General features: G+C 62.2%; 14 protein-coding genes and 1 tRNA gene. 8 read left to right on the top strand and 7 right to left on the bottom strand.

The window, feature by feature from the left end; genetic code table 11:
- Positions 1 to 221: 221 nt before the first annotated feature.
- From DOM57_RS10490 to DOM57_RS10500, 3 genes are read right to left on the bottom strand one after another with little or no spacing between them, the layout of a single operon-like run.
- A complete protein-coding gene (locus DOM57_RS10490; RefSeq protein WP_110649151.1) occupies positions 222 to 944 on the bottom strand; it encodes a phosphodiesterase in 723 nt (240 codons plus the stop codon).
- Positions 944 to 1,390, bottom strand: a complete 447-nt coding sequence (locus DOM57_RS10495) for a DUF1249 domain-containing protein (RefSeq protein WP_110649152.1) — start codon at positions 1,388 to 1,390, stop codon at positions 944 to 946. The genes DOM57_RS10490 and DOM57_RS10495 overlap by 1 nt, the downstream gene beginning before the upstream one ends.
- A gap of 55 nt (positions 1,391 to 1,445) precedes the next feature.
- Positions 1,446 to 2,072, bottom strand: a complete 627-nt coding sequence (locus DOM57_RS10500; RefSeq protein WP_110649153.1) for an NUDIX domain-containing protein — start codon at positions 2,070 to 2,072, stop codon at positions 1,446 to 1,448.
- A 466-nt stretch (positions 2,073 to 2,538) separates the two neighbouring features.
- Here DOM57_RS10500 and DOM57_RS10505 point away from each other — a divergent pair, with 466 nt between their 5' ends.
- The 7 genes from DOM57_RS10505 to DOM57_RS10535 all read left to right on the top strand — a co-directional run bounded on the left by DOM57_RS10505 (position 2,539) and on the right by DOM57_RS10535 (position 19,027).
- Positions 2,539 to 12,219, top strand: a complete 9,681-nt coding sequence (locus DOM57_RS10505; protein WP_162619508.1) for an Ig-like domain-containing protein — start codon at positions 2,539 to 2,541, stop codon at positions 12,217 to 12,219.
- A 103-nt stretch (positions 12,220 to 12,322) separates the two neighbouring features.
- Positions 12,323 to 12,841, top strand: coding sequence for a TolC family protein (locus DOM57_RS22300; RefSeq protein WP_110649163.1), 519 nt, complete (start codon positions 12,323 to 12,325; stop codon positions 12,839 to 12,841).
- On the top strand, positions 12,835 to 13,692 hold the full coding sequence (locus tag DOM57_RS22305) for a TolC family protein (RefSeq protein WP_476707493.1): 858 nt from the start codon (positions 12,835 to 12,837) through the stop codon (positions 13,690 to 13,692). Before DOM57_RS22300 ends, DOM57_RS22305 begins: the two co-directional genes overlap by 7 nt.
- 6 nt (positions 13,693 to 13,698) lie before the next feature.
- Positions 13,699 to 15,834, top strand: a complete 2,136-nt coding sequence (locus tag DOM57_RS10520) for a type I secretion system permease/ATPase (protein WP_110649156.1) — start codon at positions 13,699 to 13,701, stop codon at positions 15,832 to 15,834.
- Positions 15,834 to 17,021, top strand: coding sequence for an HlyD family type I secretion periplasmic adaptor subunit (locus DOM57_RS10525; RefSeq protein ID WP_110649157.1), 1,188 nt, complete (start codon positions 15,834 to 15,836; stop codon positions 17,019 to 17,021). Before DOM57_RS10520 ends, DOM57_RS10525 begins: the two co-directional genes overlap by 1 nt.
- A gap of 120 nt (positions 17,022 to 17,141) precedes the next feature.
- A complete protein-coding gene (greB, locus tag DOM57_RS10530) occupies positions 17,142 to 17,675 on the top strand; it encodes a transcription elongation factor GreB (protein ID WP_110649158.1) in 534 nt (177 codons plus the stop codon).
- 110 nt (positions 17,676 to 17,785) lie between these two features.
- Entirely contained in the window at positions 17,786 to 19,027 is a 1,242-nt protein-coding gene (locus DOM57_RS10535; protein ID WP_110649159.1) for an EAL and HDOD domain-containing protein, read from the top strand.
- Here DOM57_RS10535 and DOM57_RS10540 read toward each other — a convergent pair.
- The 4 genes from DOM57_RS10540 to DOM57_RS10560 all read right to left on the bottom strand — a co-directional run bounded on the left by DOM57_RS10540 (position 19,011) and on the right by DOM57_RS10560 (position 21,824).
- Entirely contained in the window at positions 19,011 to 20,018 is a 1,008-nt protein-coding gene (locus DOM57_RS10540; RefSeq protein ID WP_110649160.1) for a methyltransferase, read from the bottom strand. The two genes, DOM57_RS10535 and DOM57_RS10540, sit on opposite strands and share 17 nt — an antisense overlap.
- Positions 20,015 to 20,866, bottom strand: a complete 852-nt coding sequence (locus DOM57_RS10545) for a methyltransferase (RefSeq protein WP_110649161.1) — start codon at positions 20,864 to 20,866, stop codon at positions 20,015 to 20,017. The genes DOM57_RS10540 and DOM57_RS10545 overlap by 4 nt, the downstream gene beginning before the upstream one ends.
- Positions 20,867 to 20,953: 87 nt before the next feature.
- Positions 20,954 to 21,030, bottom strand: a tRNA-Arg gene (locus tag DOM57_RS10550).
- A gap of 509 nt (positions 21,031 to 21,539) precedes the next feature.
- Positions 21,540 to 21,824, bottom strand: coding sequence for an amino acid kinase family protein (locus DOM57_RS10560; RefSeq protein WP_162619509.1), 285 nt, complete (start codon positions 21,822 to 21,824; stop codon positions 21,540 to 21,542).
- A gap of 102 nt (positions 21,825 to 21,926) precedes the next feature.
- Between DOM57_RS10560 and DOM57_RS10565 the strand changes: the two genes are divergently transcribed.
- The coding region (locus DOM57_RS10565; RefSeq protein ID WP_162619510.1) for a helix-turn-helix domain-containing protein at positions 21,927 to 22,116 on the top strand (190 nt) is incomplete at its 3' end.

Genomic DNA, 22,116 nt, shown 5'->3' on the forward strand with positions numbered 1-22,116 from the left:
GGCTTTTCGTTTTTGACCTTCCTTACAGCTTAAAGCTTATGGCTTACAGCGCTTCCGCTCGTAGCTCGTAGCTCGTAGCTCGTAGCTCGTAGCTCGCACCAGCGTAAATACCCAAGACCCTAACGAGGCAGCAGTAATAACGTCAAAGAATCAAAGATGATCCAAAAATCACTTTTAGCTATATGCAAGAAGGGGCAGTTAGCTCAAGCGGATCGGTGGGTTTAGAGCTCGATTCGCTCGATCCAGGTAGCGAGTTGATCGCCATTGAGATCGACGACGCGCAACCCGGGGCGGGCGGCCTCGTCGACTGCAAATTCGTGACTCTTGGGCAGGAACTGATCGGAGGTAGAAGGACAGCCATAAACCGCCACCATCCCCTGCCAAGCCGCGAAGGCCTGGTGGATATGGCCACATAGAATGGCTTTCACTTGAGGATAAGGTGAAAGGGTCTGCCACAAGGCATCGCGGTCACTGAGACCGATCGCATCCATCCATACCGAACCCACCGCCAGCGGTGGGTGGTGCAGCGCAATCAGGGTGGGCCGGTCGTCAGCTTCGAGTTGCCAGGCGAGACGCTGCAACTGCTCCTGACCTAGCGTGCCACCGGGCTGACCGCTAACGCGTGAATCCAGCAGCAGCACATGCCAGCTCTCGAGATCCAGTTCTTCGTGAAACGGCTGCCATTCCGCCATCAACTCCGGCTGGTCGTGATTCCCCGGAATCCAGAACCAGGGGCATCCCAGACTGGCGAAAGCCTCGCTGGCGTGTCGATAAGCCATGGAGGTTTCATCCTGAGCGATGTCACCGGTCACCAGCAATACATCCGGCCGTAGCTGCCTGGCGCGGGCAAGCACCGCCCAAAGTTGACGTAGCGGCTGCCCCTTTCGCGAATGTCCTGCGGGATCTGCCAGCAGATGGCAGTCGGTAACCTGAATGAGCCGCATCAACGCATTTCCGGCATGTCGACGGCGTGCCCGTGCGCCAGACCGTGCTGGAGCCATTCACCGAGAAACCGGTTGAGCTGCAGCTTTTCATCCGGCTGGTGCATTTGAGGGTTCGGATAACGGTAGCGCCCCTGGAAATGGCGCTGACGCTGAAAATCCGTGACCTCGGCCATATTGGCATCGTGGTACAGATGCACCGTCATCCGAGGCGAGTCGATGAAGCCGTCCAACACGCCGGTCTGGGAAACCCGTGCAATGGTCGTATAGGGCGCCTGCTCGAGCACCTCGAGCCACAGCGTGCCGAAGCGGGCACGCTCACCGGCGAGTGGCACTTCTTTCACCTCTCCCGGCTCCATGTCCATGACCAACCGACAGAGGCGCAGATAGTTGCTGCTGCACTCGGCCTGGAGCGTCTTGAGATCCGTTACGTATGCTGTTCTTACCATGCTTTTCTCCTGGCGCACGGCGTAGCGGTGGCGCCGTCAATGCGGCCCTCGCCCGCTAGGCCCTGGCTCTCAATGCGGCGCGCTCCCGCGCTAGCCAGTAGAAGCCAATCAACGCCATGGCATTGTCCAATTGTCCCGCCATGAGCCGATCCCAGGCATCGGGAAACGACATGACGTGAACCAAGATGTCTTCCTGTTCGTCTTCCACCCCGTGAATACCGCCGATACCCGTACAGTCGATCAGGCCGCAAAACAGGGTGACCTGCTCCGTGCAGGCCCCCGGGCTGGGGTAATAGCGGTGAAGCTCGATCAATTCTCGAATGTGACAGCCAGCCTCTTCCTGCGCCTCGCGCCTGGCAACCTCGACCGGCGTCTCGCCGGCTTCGACGAGTCCCGCCACCAGCTCCAGCTTCCAGGGGGAAACCGGATCGTCCAGTGCGCCTGCGCGGATCTGCTCGACCAATACGACCGTATCACGAACTGGATCGTAGAGTAGTACGCCGACGGCATCCCGGCGAACGTGAACTTCCCGCGCGATCGTATCGCTCCACTCTCCGTTGAAACGCCTGTGGCGCAGTCGTCGATTCTCGAGCTCGAAGAATCCCGAATAGAGCTTCTGGGTCTCTACCCGCTGTACGTCGTTCCCGTCATAGCGGTTGAGCGGGGGCATATTTCGAGCCATGCGGCGCTCCTTTAGCGGTGAAAACCCATTATTGCGACGCCAACCAAGGATTCCAACTAGCAGTGACACATTGGTGAACTTTTTGTTCACACTTTGGCATACCCAAAGTCAAAGAGAGCACTTTTTTATCTGGTTCATTTCGTCAATATGGCATTTCAAAACCATATTTACAAAACACAACATTTTCTCGAAAACATTAACCTAGGATAACTATCTATGCATGAGCTATTTCAACGAAACTCTCAAGCCTCGTATAGTCAAAAGGTTGTAGGAAAAACACCTTAAAGGCCACAACAAATTGAAAATAGTATATCTTTAAAGCACTAACCAACCCAGTCATGCCAAAGAAATCATCACAAGTTATTGAAACCAACAGAAACACCGTCTATATCTTAGAAAATAACAACTCATACAAAAAAACTAACGAATCTAAAGAATAGTGACCAATAAGCTGCTGGGGAATGCCATGGCCGTTTCCGCAAAAATCAGCACCACCCAAGAAAGCATTACCGAAGCACCAACCCGCATCGTCGAAAATAATTCACTCCGTCTTCAGCAGCCCGGCAAGGTATTGCTCGATATTCCTCCCAACGAAGTCGAACAATTGACACGCGACGGAGACGACCTTTTGCTCCAAACCGTCGACGGTCAAACCATTCGTATCGAGAATTTCTATGGCCATGATTTGGCAACACCAAGCCAACTCTACCTGACGGGAGAGGATGATCAGCAACTGATCCTGGTGGAACTCGCCCCAGCTTCAGACACCGGAATGGTTGTGGCCGGCTACGTGCCACTGGGTGCATACGACGTATTCGAGCCGGTTGCCGCCGTCGCGCAGGCTTCATCAGCGGACGGGGCGGGCATCGGGGCCCTTGGTTGGGCCATTGTTGGAGGCGGGGCTTTGGCGGCAGGCGCCATCGCTGCCGATAGCGGTGGCGGTAGCAGCGGGCATGATAGTGATCCCGATCAGACCGCACCGGATGCCCCCGCCGATCTCACCGTCGCCGAGGACGGCACCGCCGTCACCGGCACCGCCGAGCCTGGCAGCACGGTGACGGTGACCGACGCCGATGGTAACGAACTCGGCACCGCCACTGCCGATCCTGACGATGGCAGCTTCAGCGTGCCACTCGATCCGGCCCTGACCGATGGCGAAGAAGTCAGTGCCACCGCCACCGATGATGCGGGCAACGAGAGCGATCCGACGGCGGCCACCGCACCCGATCTCACAGCACCGGATGTACCAACGATCGCCGAAGTCACGGATGATGTAGAGCCCATCACGGGGGAACTGGAAAACGGCGCAAGTACAAATGACGTCACCCCTGCTCTAAGCGGCCAAGCCGAGGCAGGAAGCATCGTTACAATTTACGCCAACGGCAATGAGATAGGATCCACCACGGCCAATAGCGGGGGTAACTGGACCTTCACGCCCGCCGAACTCGACGACGGCGATTACATCTTTACCATCACCGCCACGGACTCCGCCGGCAATGTATCGGACGAAAGTGGTCCATTCGCCCTGACCGTCGACACCCTGCCTCCCGCAGCTCCTGTGGTCAATCCGACCGATGGAGAAATCCTCACCGGGCGTGCCGAGCCGGGCAGCAGTGTCACGTTGACAGACGGCCAGGGCGATACTATCGCGACGGTCGAGGCGGACCGCAATGGCAATTGGTCCTTTGCACCGGATACCCCGCTGGACGATGAAAGCACCGTTACCGCCGTCGCCAGAGACGCCGCTGGCAATACCAGCGAACCGGGCAGCGCAACCGTCGATGCCGATCTTGAAGACACACTTCCCCCTGCCGAGCCCGTCATCATCACATCGATCGATGCCACGGAGCCGGTAACGGGAAATGTCGATAACGGCGGCACGACCAACGACCCCAGTCCCACGCTGCAGGGCACCGCCGAAGCCACCAACATGGTGCAGGTATGGGCGAACGACACCATGCTTGGCGAGACGCAGGCCGACAATTTCGGCAACTGGAGCTTCAGGATCAACACTCGGCTGCTGGATGGCACCACGACCTTCCGGGCGACCTCCACCGATCCGGATGGACAGGTATCGAATCCCAGTAATGCCTTCGCCCTCAACGTCGATACCATTCCGCCGGACGCGCCCACGATCGATACAGCGGCTGATGACGTCGCCCCCACCGGGACATTGGGAGACGGCGATGCGACCAACGACGACACCCCCACGCTGAACGGTACCGCGGAACCCGGCAGCACGGTGACCCTCTCGGCCAACGGAACGGTCATCGGCAGCGTTACCGCCGACGACGACGGCAACTGGACGTTCACGCCGCAGGCGCTGGAAGAAGGTGATACGACATTCACCGCTACGGCGACGGATGCCGCAGGCAACATCTCTCCCCCCAGTGCCGGATTCACGTTGACCCTCGATGAAACGGTGCCAAACGCCGGAGACAATAGCGTGCTGATCGACGATAGCGGCGACGGCTTGCTCAATGCGGATGAAGCCGGAAATGTCTCTCTGGACGGCCGGATAGAAAACAGCGCAACAATCACGGAGCTGACAATCAGCGATAGCAGCGGCAACAATATCACCGTCGATCCGGCCGATATCACTGTCGATGTCAATGGCAACGTGACGGTTGTCGGGCAGGATCTTTCTTCGCTCACTGACGGCGAACTGACCGCCACGCTCTCGGTCACCGATGCCGCCGGCAACACCGGCAGCGTTACCGATGTCACGGTTCTCGACACCACGGCGCCGGATGCGCCAGCCCTCTCCCTCGCGACGGATAGCGGTGCGGCGGGAGACGGCATTACCAACGATGCCACCGTCAACGTCGGCGGCCTCGAAGATGGCGCGACCTGGGAGTACTCCACCGACGGTGGCACGACCTGGACCGCCGGCACCGGCACCAGCTTCGAGCTGCCGGAAGACACCTACGCCGACGGCGACGTGCAGGTGCGCCAGACCGATGCTGCCGGTAACACCAGCGATGCAGGTAGCCTCGGCCCGGTCACGGTCGATTTCACCGACCCGGCCGCGCCGGTCATTGTCAGCGCCACCGACGATGTCGACCCGACCGGAGCACTCGCCGACGGCGATACCACCAACGATGCCACGCCGACGCTGACCGGGACCGCCGAGGCCAACGCGACCGTGGCGATTCTGACCAATGGTACGCAGATCGGCACGGCCGATGCGGATGGCGATGGCAACTGGACCTTCACCGTCAACGACGCGGACGCCCTGCCCGATGGCGATGTCACCTTCACGGCGACCTCGACCGATGCCGCCGGCAACGTCTCCCCGGCCAGCGACGCCTTCACGCTGACAGTGGATACGGCCGCCCCGGCAGCGCCGACGGTCGATCCGACCAACGGCGATACGATCACCGGCACCGCCGAGGCGGGCAGCACGGTCATGCTGACCGACGGCAACGGCGATCCAATCAGTGACCCCGTGCTGGTCGACGGCGACGGTAACTGGAGCGTGACGCCAGATATACCGCTCGATGATGGTACCGAGATCAACGCCACGGCCATCGACGCGGCGGGTAACGAAAGTGCTCCCGCCACGGCCATCGTCGATGCAGTTCCCCCGACTCAGGGAGACGGACTCAACGCCATCACCATCAACGACGGCGGCGATGGCCTGTTGAGCGCCGACGAAGCCGGCAACGTGACGCTCACCGGCAATATCGAAAGCAGTGCCAGCATCACCGACTTGACCATCGCCAGTAGCGGTGGCGGTACACCGGTTACGGTCGACCCGGCCGATATCACGGTCGACGCCGATGGCAATGTGACGGTGATTGCACAGGACCTGAGAGGCCTGGAAGATGGCGAACTGACCGCGACGCTTTCGGTCACGGACGCCGCCGGTAACACCGGTACGGTTACCGATACCACCACGCTGGATGTTGCCGCGCCGGACGCGCCCACGGCGACGCTGGCTACCGATACCGGTGCCGATGACGCCGACGGCATCACCAGTGACGCCACCGTCAACGTCGGTGGCCTCGAGGATGGCGCGACCTGGGAATACTCCCTCGACGGTGGCACGACCTGGACCGCCGGCACCGGCACCAGCTTCGAGCTGCCGGAAGTCACCCACGCCGACGGCGACGTGCAGGTGCGCCAGACCGATGCTGCCGGTAACACCAGCGATGCAGGTAGCCTCGGTCCGGTCACGGTCGATCTCACCGACCCGGCCGCGCCAACGCTGGCACTCGCCACCGACACTGGCGCGGATACCGCTGACGGCATCACCAACGATGCTACCGTCAACGTGAGCGACCTCGAAAATGGGGCGACCTGGGAATATTCCATCGACGGCGGCAATACCTGGACGACCGGCACCGATTCCAGCTTTGAATTGCCAGAGGGCACCTACGCCAATGGCGATGTTCGCGTACGCCAGATCGATAATGCCGGCAACGTCGGCGTGAGCGCCGGCTTGGACGCCGTCACCATCGACGCCACCGCGCCTGACGCGCCGACGCCCTCTCTCGCCACGGATACTGGCTTGGACGGCACCGATGGCATTACCAGCGATGCTACCGTGACCGTCAGTGGTATCGAGAGTGGTGCGACCTGGGAGTATTCCACTGATGGCGGAGACAGCTGGGCATCGGGCAGCGGAAATAGCTTCGAACTCGCGGCAACGACTTACAGCGATGGTGACATTCAGGTACGCCAGACCGATGTGGCTGGCAATACCAGTGATGTCGGCAATTTGGGCGCGATCACGATCGATCAGACCGACCCGGCAGCTCCCACCATCGACAGCGCCACGGACAATGTCGCACCGCAAACCGGTAGCTTGGCGAACGGCGATGCCACCAACGACAACACCCCCGAACTGACCGGCACCGCCGAAGCAGGAAGCACGATCACGCTCTACGTCGATGAAACGGCGCTTCCCGACGTCATCCCCGCAGACGAAAACGGCAACTGGTCGTTCACGACCTCAGCACTCGGTGACGGTGACTACATCTTCACCGCACGAGCTACCGATACCGCCGGCAATGTCTCTCCGGCCAGTCCAGCATTTACGCTGACCGTCGACACCGTTGCTCCCGACGCTCCCACGCTGGACGCCACTGACGGTTCGCCGATCACGGGGACGGCGGAAGCCGGCGCAACGATCACACTGACCGACGGCAACGGCGACCCGATTGGCACGGCGGTCGCTGGTGCCCAGGGGAACTGGTCGTTCTCGCCGGAAACGGCACTGGCTGACGGAACCGAAATCAATGCCACTGCCACCGACGCCGCCGGCAATGTCAGCACGTCGGCGAACGTGACCGTCGACGGGGATCTCAACGATGTCACGCCCCCGGCGGCACCGACCATCGAGTTCGCGGTCGATGACGTTGCCCCCCAAACCGGCAACCTCGCTGACGGCGACAGCACCAACGATACGTTACCCGTGCTACAGGGCACTGCCGAAGCCGGCAGCACGGTCGACATTTCTCTCAATGGCGCTCTGCTCGATTCGGTGACAGCCGATGGCCAAGGCAACTGGTCATATACCCTGATGACCGAATTGACGGCGGGCGATGCAGTCTTTACCGCTACAGCCACTGACGCCAACGACAATACCTCCAATACAAGCGACCCGTTCACGCTCACGGTCGATACTGTCACGCCTGACGTGCCCACCATCGACAGCGCCACGGATGATGTCGATCCGGCTGGTGCGCTGGCCGATGGCGACAGCACCAATGACGGCACGCCGACGCTGAATGGCACCGCCGAGGCAAACGCAATGGTGACGATTCTGGCGAACGGCACTGCCATTGGCACCACGACAGCGGACGTCGACGGCAACTGGACGTTCACGCCGGACGACATGGATGCACTCGCCGATGGCGACGTCACATTCACGGCCACGGCCACGGATGCCGCAGGCAATGCCTCCGGCACCAGCAACGACTTCGCGCTGATCATCGATACCGGCACACCTACGGTGCCGACACCGACCCTGGCGACAGACACCGGCACGAATGGCGACGGCATCACCAGTGACGCCACCGTCAACGTCGGTGGCCTCGAGGATGGCGCGACCTGGGAGTACTCCACCGACGGTGGCACGACCTGGACCGCCGGCACCGGCACCAGCTTCGAGCTGCCGGAAGACACCTACGCCGACGGCGACGTGCAGGTGCGCCAGACCGATGCCGCCGGTAACACCAGCGATGCAGGTAGCCTCGGCCCGGTCACGGTCGATCTCACCGACCCGGCCGCACCGGTCATTGCCAGCGCCACCGACGATGTCGCCCCGACTGGCACACTTGCCGACGGCGACACCACCAACGATGCCACGCCGACGCTGACCGGGACCGCCGAGGCCAACGCGACCGTGGCGATTCTGGTCAACGGCACCCAGATCGGCACGACTGACGCCGACGGCGATGGCAACTGGACCTTCAGCGTCGACGACGCGGATGCCCTGCCCGATGGCGACGTCGCCTTCACCGCGACCTCGACCGATACCGCCGGCAACGTCTCCCCGGCCAGCAACACCTTCACGCTGACGGTGGACACGGCCGCGCCGGCGACGCCGACGATCGATCCGACCAACGGCGACGCGATTACCGGTACCGCCGAGGCGGGCAGCACGGTCACGCTGACCGACGCTGACGGTAACGTCATCGCAGAAGGTATCGCGACCGATCCCGATACCGGCGCCTGGACCTATACGGCCGACCCGGCGCTGGCCGACGGCACCGAGATCAACGCCACGACCACCGACGCGGCGGGCAATGAAAGCGATCCCGGTACGGCCATTGTCGATGCTGTTGCCCCCAACGCCGATGACAACAGCATTGCCATCAACGACGGCGGCGACGGCTTGCTGAGTGCCGATGAAGCCGGCAGCGTGACGCTCACCGGCAATATCGAAAGCGGTGCCAGCGTGACCGGCCTGACCATCACGAGCAGCAACGGCGGCACCCCGATCACGGTCGATCCGGCCGATATTACCATCGATGTCGACGGCAACGTGACGGTGGCCGCGCAGGATCTCAGTGGCCTCGTCGACGGCACGCTGACCGCGACGCTTTCGGTTACCGATGCCGCCGGCAACATCGGTACGGTCACAGATACCTCCACGCTCGACACGACCGCACCCACGGTGACCGATGCGTCGGCCAGCGCCGACGAAGCCGATCTGGGGGTTGAAGTCTCCGGCACGATCGCGATCGACGACGGCGGCACCGGCGTCGACTCGGTCAGTGTCAGCGGTCCCGATGGGATCACGGCCGATGGTGTGGATGTGGTCTGGAGCGGCAGCTTCAGCGACGGCACCTACACCCTCACCGGTACCGCCGACGGCACGACGGTGGCGACATTGATCGTCACTACCGCCGGTGCCTACACGTTCACCCAATCACGGGCGCTCGACCATTCACTGGCCGGCGCGGACATTCTGGCTCTCGGTTTCGACGTGACAGCGACGGATGGCGTCGGCAACGCCAGCACCGGCAAATTGACGGTCAACCTGACCGACGACGTGCCGATCGCCTCGCAGCCGGCGTTCTTCGAGATCGATACCGAATCTACGACGGCCTCGGGCAGCTTCGTCGAAAGCTACGGTGCCGACGGCGGCCATGTCTCGCAGCTCACCATCGATGGTTATACCTTCAGCTACGATCCGGACAACGACAGCGTCTCCGCGACGGGTAGCTCCGAGCTGGTCGTGCCGTTCGCGGAGGAAGATTATGACAGCGCCTCTGGAGAGCTGACGATCCGGACCGTCAAGGGCGAGACGTTGACAGTCAATATGCAAACCGGGGACTACGATTACGATGCCTCCGGCGCCAATCTGCTGGATCCGGAGCCAGAAGCGGCTCCGGTCGTCGCCCTGGGTGACGATGACAGCCTGCTGGGCCTGGTGGGGGTCGAAGCCTTGGATCTTGTCAACTTCAGCGAAGAGCAAGCTTTCGCGGCGACTGACGCCAATAACAACATTTCGGAAGTCACAATTTCACTTAGCTTAGGAGCAGCAACCGTAAATGTAGGCGGCGGCTTCGGATACTCTTCGTTGCTAGCGCAAGAGCTTGGGCTCGATGTAAGTACCGACGACTTTCCAACAATTGGGCTTGGCGGTAGTGCCTCCATTACGGTAAGCACTTCTGACGCGGAGGGAATTAGCAACCAACAACTCAATGAGCTCCTTGGTACGATATATATCAATTCCGGCATTAACCTCGGAATAGGACAAACACTTTCCATCACAGCAAAGGATACGGAAGAAAATAGCACCACAACGGATAGTACAGACCTACTAAGCCTTGATTTGCTACAGAGCAACGCTCCCGACTATCTGGTCCAAGGTAATAGCTCGGCCGATACGCTGGCCGGCACCGCCGATAACGACCGCCTCTACGGCTATGCCGGAGACGACGAGCTTTACGGAGGTGAAGGCAGTGACCTCCTGAGGGGCGGTGCAGGCGATGACGACCTCTATGGTGAAGACGGCAACGACCTGCTGATCGGTGGCAGCGGTGATGACGAGTTGACCGGCGGAACCGGCAACGATGTCTTCCGCTGGGAGGACGGTGACCAGGGTGTCGCAGGCGATCCCGTCGAAGACACTATTACCGACTTCGATGATAGTCGGGTCTCCTCGGGTGGCGACGTTCTCGACCTGGGCAGCCTGCTTCAAGGCGAAGGCAAGATCGGCAAGAACGCCGGCAACCTGACCAACTACCTGCACTTCGCGCTGGTCGGTACCGCCACGCTGGTCTACATCAGCTCCACCGGCGGGTTCGAGGGCATCACCGAAGCGTCGGCCAAGGAAGCCGTCGCCGACCAGGTCATCACGCTGCAGGACGTCGATCTGGTCAGCAACGGCGGAAGCGACCTTCAGATCATCGAGAACTTGCTGTCCCACGGCAATCTCATCGTCGATGACGCTACCGCCGATACCGATCTTTCGGGTAGCGTCTCCACCGGTGTCGACGCCGTCATCTCCGACGACGATGGCGATACCGCCGGCACCAGCGTCGACTTCGACAGCACGGGCGAGACTCCGCCAACGCCGGATCCCGACAACGTCGCCCCCGTCGTGCAGGCCGACTCGTCCTCGCTGCTCGGTATCGCCGGTGCGGACTTGCTGGGCCTGATCGACTTCAATGATCAGGACTTCTTCGCCGCCGATGCCGACAACAACCTCCAGTCGGTCACGGTTTCCTACGATCCGCTGCTTAGCTTCAACCTGACGGCGCTCGAGTTTACGGCCTCCCAGCAGATGGCGAATGAACTGGGCTTGAGCCTGGCGTTCGACAGCGATCCCGGACTGCTCGGCTTGGTGGCGCCCTCCGCGAGCGTCACCATCACGGCGGCCGACGGCGGCACGATGGATAACCTGGCGGTCAACGAGCTGCTCGCCACGGTCGCGTTCGACGATACCTCCGGCCTGCTCGGGCTCGGCACCAACTTGCAGCTCTCGCTGCTCAATGCCACCACTATCACGGCGACCGACAGTGACGGTCGTAGCGCCAGCGACTCGCTAGGCGAGCTGGCCGACCTGGATGCGCTGACCACTCTGCTCGGTGACAACGACAACATTATCGAAGGCACCAGCGCCAACGAGACACTCGATGGCGGCTCTGACAGTCAGCGCCTCTATGGCTATGAAGGCAACGACACCCTCAATGGCGGAGATGGCGCCGATCTGCTGCGCGGTGGCGCGGGCAACGACACCCTGAACGGCGGTGCGGGCAACGATCTGCTGATCGATGGCAACGGCTCGGATATTTTCGATGCCGGCGCCGGAGACGACCTGATCGTGGCCAGCGGTAACGGCTTTGCCTCGGTCGACGGTGGCGACGGGTTCGATACCCTGCTGCTCGATGGCGGCATCGAGCTCGACATGGTCAACGGCGACCTCGGGCCCATCGCCAATATCGAGCGGCTGGACCTGGGCAGTGGCGACAACACCAGCACGGCGACGCTGAGCGCCGAGGACGTCGATGCCATGACCGACGACGCCAACGTGTTGCAGATCACTGGCGACGAGCAGGACACCCTCAACATTCAAGGAGCAACCGCCGACGGTGTCGTCACGCTGAGTGGCACCATCTACGACCAGTACACCTTCGGCGATACCACTCTCCAGGTCGAACAGGGCACCGTCGCGGTGGAGACCTGAGGACGACATCGAAAAGAACCGGCGGCCATGAGTCGCCACCAAGGAGTCATGGCAGGCAGAAGGAAACGCAGGTATCGACTGTCAACGGATACGGACACTGCCCATGCTGGCGATCGCCATGTGTCTGACACCCTCGCCCGCCCAGGCGCAAGGTATGGATTGGTGGCATGCCGTCGATCATCGGCAACCAGCGCCGATCCCCATCGGCCTGCCACCGACGGCCTGGTTGACGACGCCAGCCAGGCCCGATGATGCCATGCGAATGGCGGATACCGCCACGACGGACGAGGGCCAACTGCCATTGGAAGAAGCCATTCGCCAGGGACTGGCGCTCAATCCCGCGGTGCGGGCCGCCGTTGCCGACGCCGAGAGCGCCGGTACCGATGTCGACATCGCCAAATGGGGCTACTTTCCCTCGGTCGATCTCTCGGCGGGGCCGGAGGAGTTTCCCTTCGAGGATATCGGCTACGACGTTTCCGCCACGCAGATGCTCTACGACTGGGGAAAGGTGAACAGCCAGGTTGCCAGGCCAGCGCCTCTCAGCGCGAGGCGCAGTTCGAGCTCAGCGTTGCCGAGGAAGAGGCCGCGCTGGATATTGCCGAGGCCTACCTCGACGTGCTGACCGCCCAACGCCAGTACGAGGTAATCCAGCAGTATGTCGACGATCTCGGCAAGCTCGAGACACTGACTCAGGATCGCGGCAACAATGGGTACACCGACCGCAGCGAGCACGGCCGTGTCTCGCTAGATCTGGCCCAGGCCCGCGACGACCTCGCTTCCCAGCGCGGCGAGTTGATGGATGCGAGGCAGCAGTTCCGGGTACTCGTAGGCGTGCCGGCGGAAGGGCTCGACGCTCCGCACCCGAGCGATCTGACCTGGCGGCTCGCCGACGGCGGCGCGCTCGATGACTGGATCATCGCCGCGCCGGGCTATCGTCAGGCGCTCGCCTCGGCCGAACAGGCACAAGCGGAACTGGACGAGACGCAGGCCTCGCTCAAGCCGCAGCTCAACCTCGAGGGCAGCCTGCAGCGTCGCCAGATCGGAGGCGAACTCGAGAACGACTCGGTGATCGGCTTCCGTCTGCGCATGGATACCCTGCAGGGGTTGGCCAATTTTCAGCGCCCCGATGCCGCCCGCCAACGACTGGAAGCCGCGCGCTACCGCATCGACGACCAGCGTCGAGAGATTCGACGCAGCGTGCTTACGCTGATCGAGAACGCCGAGGTCTACGGCGACCGCCAGCGGGCGCTCGAGGACCAGATCGAACAGTCCCGGACCGTGAGCCGGCTCTACGACGACCAGTTCTCGGTCGGCCTGCGAGACGTCAATGACCTGCTGACGATCCGCCAGGAGGCCTATACGGCCCAGCGGCAGCTGATCGATCTCGAGAGCCAGCAGAAACGCATTCAGTATCGCGCCGCCTCGCAGTTGGGGCTGATGAACCCGCTGGTCAGCGGCCGTTTGGGGGAGTGACACGCCGTGAGCCTTTCCGCTTCCGAAGCTATCGACGATTACAGCGACCCGCTGCGCGAGGGACTGGTCCTGCTCTGCCGGCGGCTGGACCGCCCAATTTCCGTTGCCGAGCTCGGCGAGGGCCTGCCACTCCAGCAAGGGCGGTTACCCCTGAGCGAAGTGAAGCGTGCCCTGCGCCGCGCCAGCGTCAACGCGCGAGTCGTCAAGCGCCCACTGAGCGACTTCTCACCGCGACTGCTGCCGGCACTGCTGCTATTCGAAAACGGCGATACGGTGCTGCTCGAGGCGCTCGACGATGAAGAAGCACGGCTGGCCCTGCCGGAGGCCGACGGCGGCGAGGAGATCCAGACCCGAGAGACACTGGAAGCCAACTACAGCGGGATCGCGATCTTCGCCCGCCCGATGCCGTGCAGCGACGATCGTGCCGGCAATTTCGCCCAGGCCAGCCCGACCCACTGGCTCAAGGGGCCACTCAAGGCGCGCTGGCGCTCGTATGCGGAAGTCGGCGTCGCCGCACTGACTGCCAACCTGCTGGCGATCTCCACCGCGCTGTTCGCCATGCAGGTCTATGACCGCGTCGTGCCCAATGCGGCATTCGACACGCTTTGGGTGTTGGCCAGCGGCGTGGCGCTCGCCGTTCTGCTCGAGTTCACGCTCAAGGGACTGCGCGCCCACCTACTCGAAGTCATCGGCAAGCGGCTCGACCTGGAACTCTCCTCGAAACTATTCGAACAGGCGATCCGCCTGCGCTTGAATGCCAAGCCGCTCTCCACCGGCGCCTTCACCAGCCAGGTGCGGGAGTTCGAGGCGGTACGAGAATTCTTTACCTCCGCGACCGCCGGGGCGATCAGCGACCTGCCGTTCGTCGCCATCTTCGTGCTGCTGATAGCATGGATCGGCGGCCCCGTGGCTTTCGTGCCGATCATAGCCATCGCCGGCATGATCATTCCCGGCGTTCTGCTGCAGCGCTACCTTGCCAGACTGGCGCGGGAGAACCTGCGCGAGGGCGCGGTCAAGAACGGTGTGCTGCTGGAGTCGCTCGATCATCTGGAAACGGTCAAGGCGACCCGCGCCGAAGGACGCAACCTGGCACTGTGGGAGTCGCTCTCGGCGCAGCTGTCGACCACCTCGATACGTCTTCGCTCGGTGACCAGCCTGCTGACGCACTCTGCCTCCCTGCTGCAGCAGCTTGGCTATGTCGGCATCGTCATCGTCGGCGTCTACCGCATCAGTGCGGGCGACATGACCATCGGTGCGTTGATCGCCTGTTCCATTCTCGGCTCTCGTGCCATTGCCCCGATGGCGCAGACGAGCGCCCTGCTCGCTCGCTGGCAGCACGTCAAGGCAGCGGTCGAAGGGCTCGACGAGCTGATGCAGGCACCCAACGAGCAAGGCAGTGGACAGAAAGTGCGCAAGCCTCACCTGCGGGGGCATTATCAACTGGAAGAGATCGTGGTACGCCACACTGAAGAGGGACCGGCCGCGCTGCAGATTCCGGAGCTGGATATTCAGGCCGGCTCACGTATCGCCCTGCTCGGCGGTAACGGCGCCGGAAAATCCACGCTGCTGCGGCTACTCTCAGGCTTCATCGAGCCGACCGGCGGGCGGGTCATACTCGACGACGTCAATATCACCCAGATCGAGAGCGCCGATCGGCGTCGCGCCATCGGCTATCTGCCACAGGATATCGCGCTCTTCTACGGCACGCTGCGTGATAATCTCACGCTCGATGGCGGCCATTATAGCGATGACGAGATCCTCGAGGCACTCGATGGCGTCGGTCTGGGGCGTTTCGTGCGCAACCACCCGCTGGGACTGGAGCTGCCGATCGCCTCCAGCGGCAGCGTTTCCGGCGGTCAGCGTCAGGCGATCGGCCTGGCGCGACTGATTCTGCAGGACCCACATATCGTACTGCTCGACGAGCCCACCGCCGCCTACGACCAGAACAACGAGAAACGCACCGTCGACTTCCTCAAGCAGTGGATGGCCGGGCGCACGCTCGTCGTCTCGACGCACAAGAAGCCGCTGCTCGATCTCGTCGATCGCGCCATCGTGCTGCGCGACGGTAAATTCGCCATGCAGGGCAGTATCGACCAAATCGTGCGCGGCAACCGAGTGGCCACCGTCCGGGAGGAAGCGTAATGGCCACCACGTTCCGCGATCATGACCTCCAACGCCAGTTGGGCGACCCCCGAGCCAGCCTGCTCCACCCATTGGCACGTCCCGTGGTCTGGATAGTCCTGCTGATACTGATCAGTTTCATCGCATGGTCGGGCTGGGCCGAGATCGCCGTCGTCACCCATGGTGAAGGGCGCGTGATTCCCGTCAGCCGGATCCAGACGATCCAGAGTCTCGAGGGCGGCATCATCAATGAACTGACAGTGCACGAAGGCGATATCGTCGATCAGGGGCAATTGTTGGTTCGCCTCAGCGACACCCGCTTCCGCAGCGCCTATCAGGAAACCGAGAACCAGGTCGTGGCACTGAAAGCCGCCATTGCCCGCCTGCAGTCGGAAGTGCTGGAGAAGGACCATGTCGAATTCCCCAGCGACGTCGATCCGCAAAGTTCGCTGGCCGAGTCCGAGCGTGAGCTGTTCCGCGCAAGACGCGCAAAACTCAAGGAGGCGACCGCCTCGTTGGATCACGAGATCGACATGGCCCAGCATCGCCTCAGCCTGATCAAGCCACTGGTGCGGCGCAAGGCCGTGAGTCGGATGGAGGAGCTTCAGCTGCAGCAGGATATCGCCGGCCTACAAGGTAAACGCGCCGAGATTCAAAACAGCTACGTGCAGGACGCCTATACCGAGCTGACAGAGAAAAAAGGCAAGCTCGCTCCGCTCGAGCAGGTGCTGGTACAACGCCAGGACCAGTATCGACGCACCGAGATCCGCTCTCCGGTGCACGGGCGCGTCAATGCGATCAACTACACGACGCAGGGCGGTGTGGTACCACCAGGCGAGACGATCATGGAGGTGATTCCGCTGGAAGATCAGCTTCTGATCGAGGCCAGGATCAAGCCCCGGGACGTCGCCTTCCTCGCACCCGGCATGCGGGCCAGCGTCAAGATCACCGCTTACGACTACACCATCTACGGCGACCTCGATGGCACGGTCGAGCAGATCAGCGCCGACACCATCGAGGAGGAAACTCCTCGAGGCACCGAATCCTACTACAAGGTCTACATCCGCACCGATAGTGGCTCGCTCATGCACAATGGGGAAACGCTACCGATCATTCCTGGCATGATCGCCGAAGTGGATATTCAAACGGGCGAGCGCAGTGTGCTGAACTATCTGCTCAAACCGTTGCTCAAGGCCAAGTTGTACTAGATGGTATCTAGGGATCTGTCGAGGCGAGTCGTCACACCATCGATGGTCGCTCCGAGCCATGGCGATGACCGGAGGGTATGCGTTAGGCTGCGCGAACCTCGAAGACTTCAGAGATTTTCCATGCAAGGCCGCAACATGACGCGCTGGCGCGATCCCAAGAAGGATCCTCGCCAGGAGAAAAAGAGCAATCTCATCACTCCGCAGGGCTTCGACCGTCTGCAGGGCATTCACGACCATCTATCGCGGGTCAAGCGACCGCAATTGTCGGCCAAGGTCGGCGAGGCGGCGGCACTGGGCGACCGCAGTGAAAACGCCGACTATACCTATAACAAGAAGGAACTGAACCGGGTCATCGCGCGAATCCGCTACCTGCGAAAACGGCTGGATGAGCTACAGGTCGTCGATCGTCTACCGGCGGACACGAGCAAGGTCTATTTCGGCGCCTATGTGACACTCGAGGACGACGACGGCGAAGAACTCTCGGTGCGTCTGGTCGGCCACGACGAGACCGATACCGACAAGCACTGGATCAGTATCGATGCGCCGCTCGCCAAGGCCTTGCTCGGCAAATCACTGGATGACGACGTCGTGGTGGCGGCACCCGGTGGCGATACCCACTACATCGTGACGGCGATCGATTACGCCGATAAATAGCAGGTATCGACCTTTGACACATTCAGCATCGGAACGGCCGAACGATAAGATGAAAGTCGTGGGCGCCCGCCATCTGCCGCCCGGCCCGGAACCGAACGAAGAGGTCCCCCATGTCGGATGCCTCCGAGCGTGATCAGCCATCGGTGCTCTTTGCCCGCCAGCCCATATTCGATGCCTCCCGCGAGATCGTCGCTTTCGAGTTGCTGTTCCGGCCCACCGATGGCGGGCCGATGCCTTCGCCGTTCGATGGCGATCGCGCCACCAGCACCGTGCTGCTGAATGCCTTTGCTCAAGGCGATCTGGAGACGGTCAGCCACGGCAAGCCACTCTACGTCAATTTCACCGCCGATACGCTGGCCAACGATCTTCCTTTCGACACCTCGCAACTGGTGGTGGAAATTCTCGAGGACACGCCCTTCAACGAATCGATCCGGCAGCGTCTCATCGCACTGCGCCGACAGGGCTTCACCCTGGCTCTCGACGATTATGCTTATGACGGCACCGAGCATCCGTTCCTGCCGCTGGTCGATATCGTCAAAATCGAATACCCCCATTACTGTGGGCAAGACTTCGCCAACCTCGTCCAGCAACTGCGCCAGCGGTTTCCTCATCTGAAACTGCTGGCCGAGAAGCTGGAAAGCGAACAGGATCTCAACTGCTGCCAGGCCGCCGGCTGCGATCTGTTTCAGGGGTATTTTCTCGCGCGCCCGCAGATCGTCCACGGCAAGCCGGTCACGACCGACCGTATGGCAATGCTGAAACTCCTCGCCACGCTCAATCAGCCGGGTGTCAGCGTGGGCGAGATATCGGCGGCGATCGAACGTGACCCGGCGCTCGGCATGCGGCTGCTACGCATGGTCAACATCCAGTATTGGCGCAGCACCAAGATCACTTCGCTGCGCCAGGCGGTAACCTTGCTCGGAACGCAACGAATCCGCAGTCTGACCTCGCTGTTGGCGCTCGGCGAGATGGAAGACAAACCCGACTCGCTGCAGCAACTGGCGCTATCGCGCGCCTGTCTGTGCCGCGAGCTGGCGTCCCGCGATCCGGTGCTGGCCGAAAAGGCCTTCATTGTCGGGCTGTTTTCCTATCTAGAGGCATTCTTCGACCAGCCACTCGATGTATTGATCGAATCACTGCCGCTGCACTCTTCGATCAACGAGGCCCTGCTGACGCACAAGGGGCCCGTCGGAGCGCTGCTGGAGACCGCCGTCCGGCTCGAAAACGGTGAATGGAACGAGATTCCGTGGACCCGGCTGCAGACTCTGGGCATCGACGCGCTGGAGGTGAGCGCGGCCAATCAGCGCGCGATACGCGAGGTGGGAAACTTGCAGACTAACGGCGGGCTTTGACGGCGCGGAAGACCCGGTAACGACGATCGTCGGCCAGCGTCTCGAAGCCGCCGAACGCGGCCTGCAACCAGTCCGGATAGGGCAGGAACGCATTCGCCACCAACGTCAGCGTGCCACCCGGCGCCAGATGGGCAGGCGCCTCCCGGATCAAGCGCTCGGCCGGACCATAATCGATCGCCCGTTCCTGATGAAACGGCGGGTTGCTGACGATGGCCCCGAACATACCGTCGATCCGGCTGAACACGTCACTCTGCATCACCGCACCCTCCAGCCCGTTGGCCGCCAGCGTCCGCCGCGTGGCCTCGACCGCGAAGGCACTGACATCGCTTGCGGTAACCTCGTGCCCTTGCCTGGCCAGCCAGGCCGCCAGAATCCCATCGCCGCAACCGATATCCAGCACTTGCAATGGGTCTCGACTGCCGCTTGCCAATGGCGAGCCCTGCAGCGTTTCCAGCAGCAGCCGGGTGCCGTCATCGAGCTTGCCGTGGCCGAACACGCCAGGATGCGTCGCCAGCGTCAGATCTCCGGCAGAGAAGGTTTCCCAAGCCGCTTCGCTATCCTGCGCTGCGCCGCCAGACTCGGTCGCGAACAGCGTGCAGCGCCGGGCACTGTCCAGCTTGCGGCAGCCATGCCCCATCGACGCCAGCACCTTGGGAACGCGCTTGATACCGCCCTGGTTCTCGCCGATGATCTGAATCGGCGTCCCTCGCGGCAAGGCCGCGCTCAAGGACTCGAGCCACCACGCCCCCAGCGCATGGCTTTTCGGCCAGAACAACACCGCGCCGGGCACTTCAACAGCCGGCAGCTCCAGCGTGGCATAGGCCGGGCGCCCCGCCTGCCGCCACGCTTCGCATACCGTCAGATCGGCGCTCCACACGGCTCCTCGACCGGATTCGAGCCAACCATCACGCGGTGGAGCGACCCACAACCAGCCGCGATAATCCGCGTCCTGGCGCGCCAACAATTCACACGGCGGGCTCTGCGGCCTCATTCGGTGGTCTCCGTTGTTCGACCGGCACCGCCACGCCGAACGGTGTAGTGAAGGTAGCGCCCGAGGCGCCAATGGGGATCGACCTGACAGTAACGCCTTTCCAATTCGATCACCTTGGCCAGCTGCGCTTCGTCGGGGTGTCGGTCACGCAGGTAATCGTGAAAGATGCGCACGCCGGTGACGCTCTCGATGGCCAGCCCCGCTTCCTTGCACCACTGCACGATGTCGCCGTGCGTCAACGGCGAGATCGGCGTCAGCCGCTGACGTTGTCCGGTGCCGGAAAGCCGGTCTTCCAAAGCCTTGTCCAGGTTGCCCTTGACCACGTTGGAGAACCGTAGCGCATCGCGATTGAACACCATCAGCGACAACCGGCCATCGGCGGAGAGCAACGATTCGAGCCGGAAGAGCGCCTCGCGCGGCTCGGCCAACCACTCCAGTACCGCATGGCACACGATCAGCGGCCACGGACCCGGCGCCAGCTCGGGCAGCGCCTGCAACGACGCCCGAAGCCGAGTGACCGGCAACTCGGCCAGCTCCCGGGCCGCCGCCGCCAGCATATCCGCGGAAGGCTCCGCCAGCGTGACCGCATGCCCGCGCCGCGCCAGCCAGACGCTCATCTGGCCCAGGCCACCGCCGACATCCAGCGCCGGCGAACCGTCCGCCGGCAATTCACGCGACAGCACATCATCGAGCACGGCCAGGCGAATCGCGCCTCGTGCCGTGCCGTACAGACTGGAAGCGAATTTATTCGCCAGCCCATCGAACACACGATCGCGAGGCACCGGCACATCGTTGCCATGCAAGCCGAGCGCGGCCTTGGGTTTGCTGGAATCTTGAGAGTCAGGCATGAGCGTCAGGATAACGGATAGAGGACGGCATTCATGGAGCGCCCGCCATGAGAGACAGAACGGAGCAGCAGGAAGTGGCTGATGAAATGGTGCCCCCAGCACGATTCGAACGTGCGACCTTCCCCTTAGGAGGGGGACGCTCTATCCAGCTGAGCTATAGGGGCGCGGCGGGTCTCGCGAAGCGGTGCACAGTATAAGGCGCGGATTCCATGAGATAAACCCATGCCACTCTCTCCCTATGGACCTAATTTCGCGCTCCTGATCAAAGGCCGGTTCGCAACTCGACATTCGCCACGTTGCCAGCCCACGCAGTGCGGAGCACACTGCGGCCGTTACCTGCCTTCGCCCGGAAAAGCCGTGACAGCCGAAACGATCGCCATCATTGCCCTCGCCTACCTCGTGGCGTCCTTTGTCAAAGGGGCTACCGGTCTCGGTTTTTCGACGTCGGCCCTGCCCGATCCTGGCCTTGAGCCTGAAGTCGGCCATGGGCCGGCCGTTTCCGCGAAACCGTCAAACGGTTCTGGCCCTCGGCGCCTAGCTCTGCGGCATCGCGCGTGAATGAATGGATGCGGACACCTTCCGCAAAATGATTTTGCTGGCGTTGATCGTTTTCGGCATGCTCCTGATGGGAAGTGGCATCGTTCTGCTTTAGCGCCCTGCCGTTGCCGCAAACCTATCCGTCGCTTTTCGCTTGGCGGGCCATGACCGGATCCCCGGCCTCCAGGATCAGACAGGTACCGGCATCACCGGACAACAGCGCATCGATTTCATGCAGCGAGCCGATCACGGCGGACCTGCCCGTCGCATCCACGAAGTCGACCGCCGCTCGAACCTTCGGCTGCATGGAGCCGGACGGAAAGGTAAAGGCAGCCAGCTTTTCAGGGCCGATACGGGCTATCCGGCGAGTCTGGTCCGTCCCCCAGTCGAGGTAGACGCCATCCACATCGGTGGCGGTCACTAGTGTGGTGATTCAGAAATTAAGGTAATAAGTATTAGCCTATGCTTGGCCATGCATGCCAACTAAGCAGACATGAGAACAGGCCGCCCCGCGACACCGATTGTGCTTACGACAGCAGAACGCACCGAACTGACTCGTCGCGCCAATCAGCGCAAGGGACCGTTCGATTCGCGCATTCGAGCCGAGATCATGCTGGCCTGTGCCCGTGGTGAGTCGGGAACCGCTATCGCTCAACGTCTCGATATCGGCGTCCATACGGTCTCTCGCTGGCGAGTCCCCTTTGGTCAATGGC

Origin of the sequence: Salinicola peritrichatus (assembly GCF_003206715.1) — a bacterium.
Taxonomy (GTDB): Bacteria; Pseudomonadota; Gammaproteobacteria; order Pseudomonadales; family Halomonadaceae; genus Salinicola; species Salinicola peritrichatus.

Coding starts and splice junctions, on each gene's coding strand:
- DOM57_RS10490 (WP_110649151.1), bottom strand. CDS start 944: ATGCGGCTCATTCAGGTTACCGACTGCCATCTGCTGGCAGATCCCGCA.
- DOM57_RS10495 (WP_110649152.1), bottom strand. CDS start 1,390: ATGGTAAGAACAGCATACGTAACGGATCTCAAGACGCTCCAGGCCGAG.
- DOM57_RS10500 (WP_110649153.1), bottom strand. CDS start 2,072: ATGGCTCGAAATATGCCCCCGCTCAACCGCTATGACGGGAACGACGTA.
- DOM57_RS10505 (WP_162619508.1), top strand. CDS start 2,539: ATGGCCGTTTCCGCAAAAATCAGCACCACCCAAGAAAGCATTACCGAA.
- DOM57_RS22300 (WP_110649163.1), top strand. CDS start 12,323: ATGCTGGCGATCGCCATGTGTCTGACACCCTCGCCCGCCCAGGCGCAA.
- DOM57_RS10525 (WP_110649157.1), top strand. CDS start 15,834: ATGGCCACCACGTTCCGCGATCATGACCTCCAACGCCAGTTGGGCGAC.
- greB (WP_110649158.1), top strand. CDS start 17,142: ATGCAAGGCCGCAACATGACGCGCTGGCGCGATCCCAAGAAGGATCCT.
- DOM57_RS10535 (WP_110649159.1), top strand. CDS start 17,786: ATGTCGGATGCCTCCGAGCGTGATCAGCCATCGGTGCTCTTTGCCCGC.
- DOM57_RS10540 (WP_110649160.1), bottom strand. CDS start 20,018: ATGAGGCCGCAGAGCCCGCCGTGTGAATTGTTGGCGCGCCAGGACGCG.
- DOM57_RS10545 (WP_110649161.1), bottom strand. CDS start 20,866: ATGCCTGACTCTCAAGATTCCAGCAAACCCAAGGCCGCGCTCGGCTTG.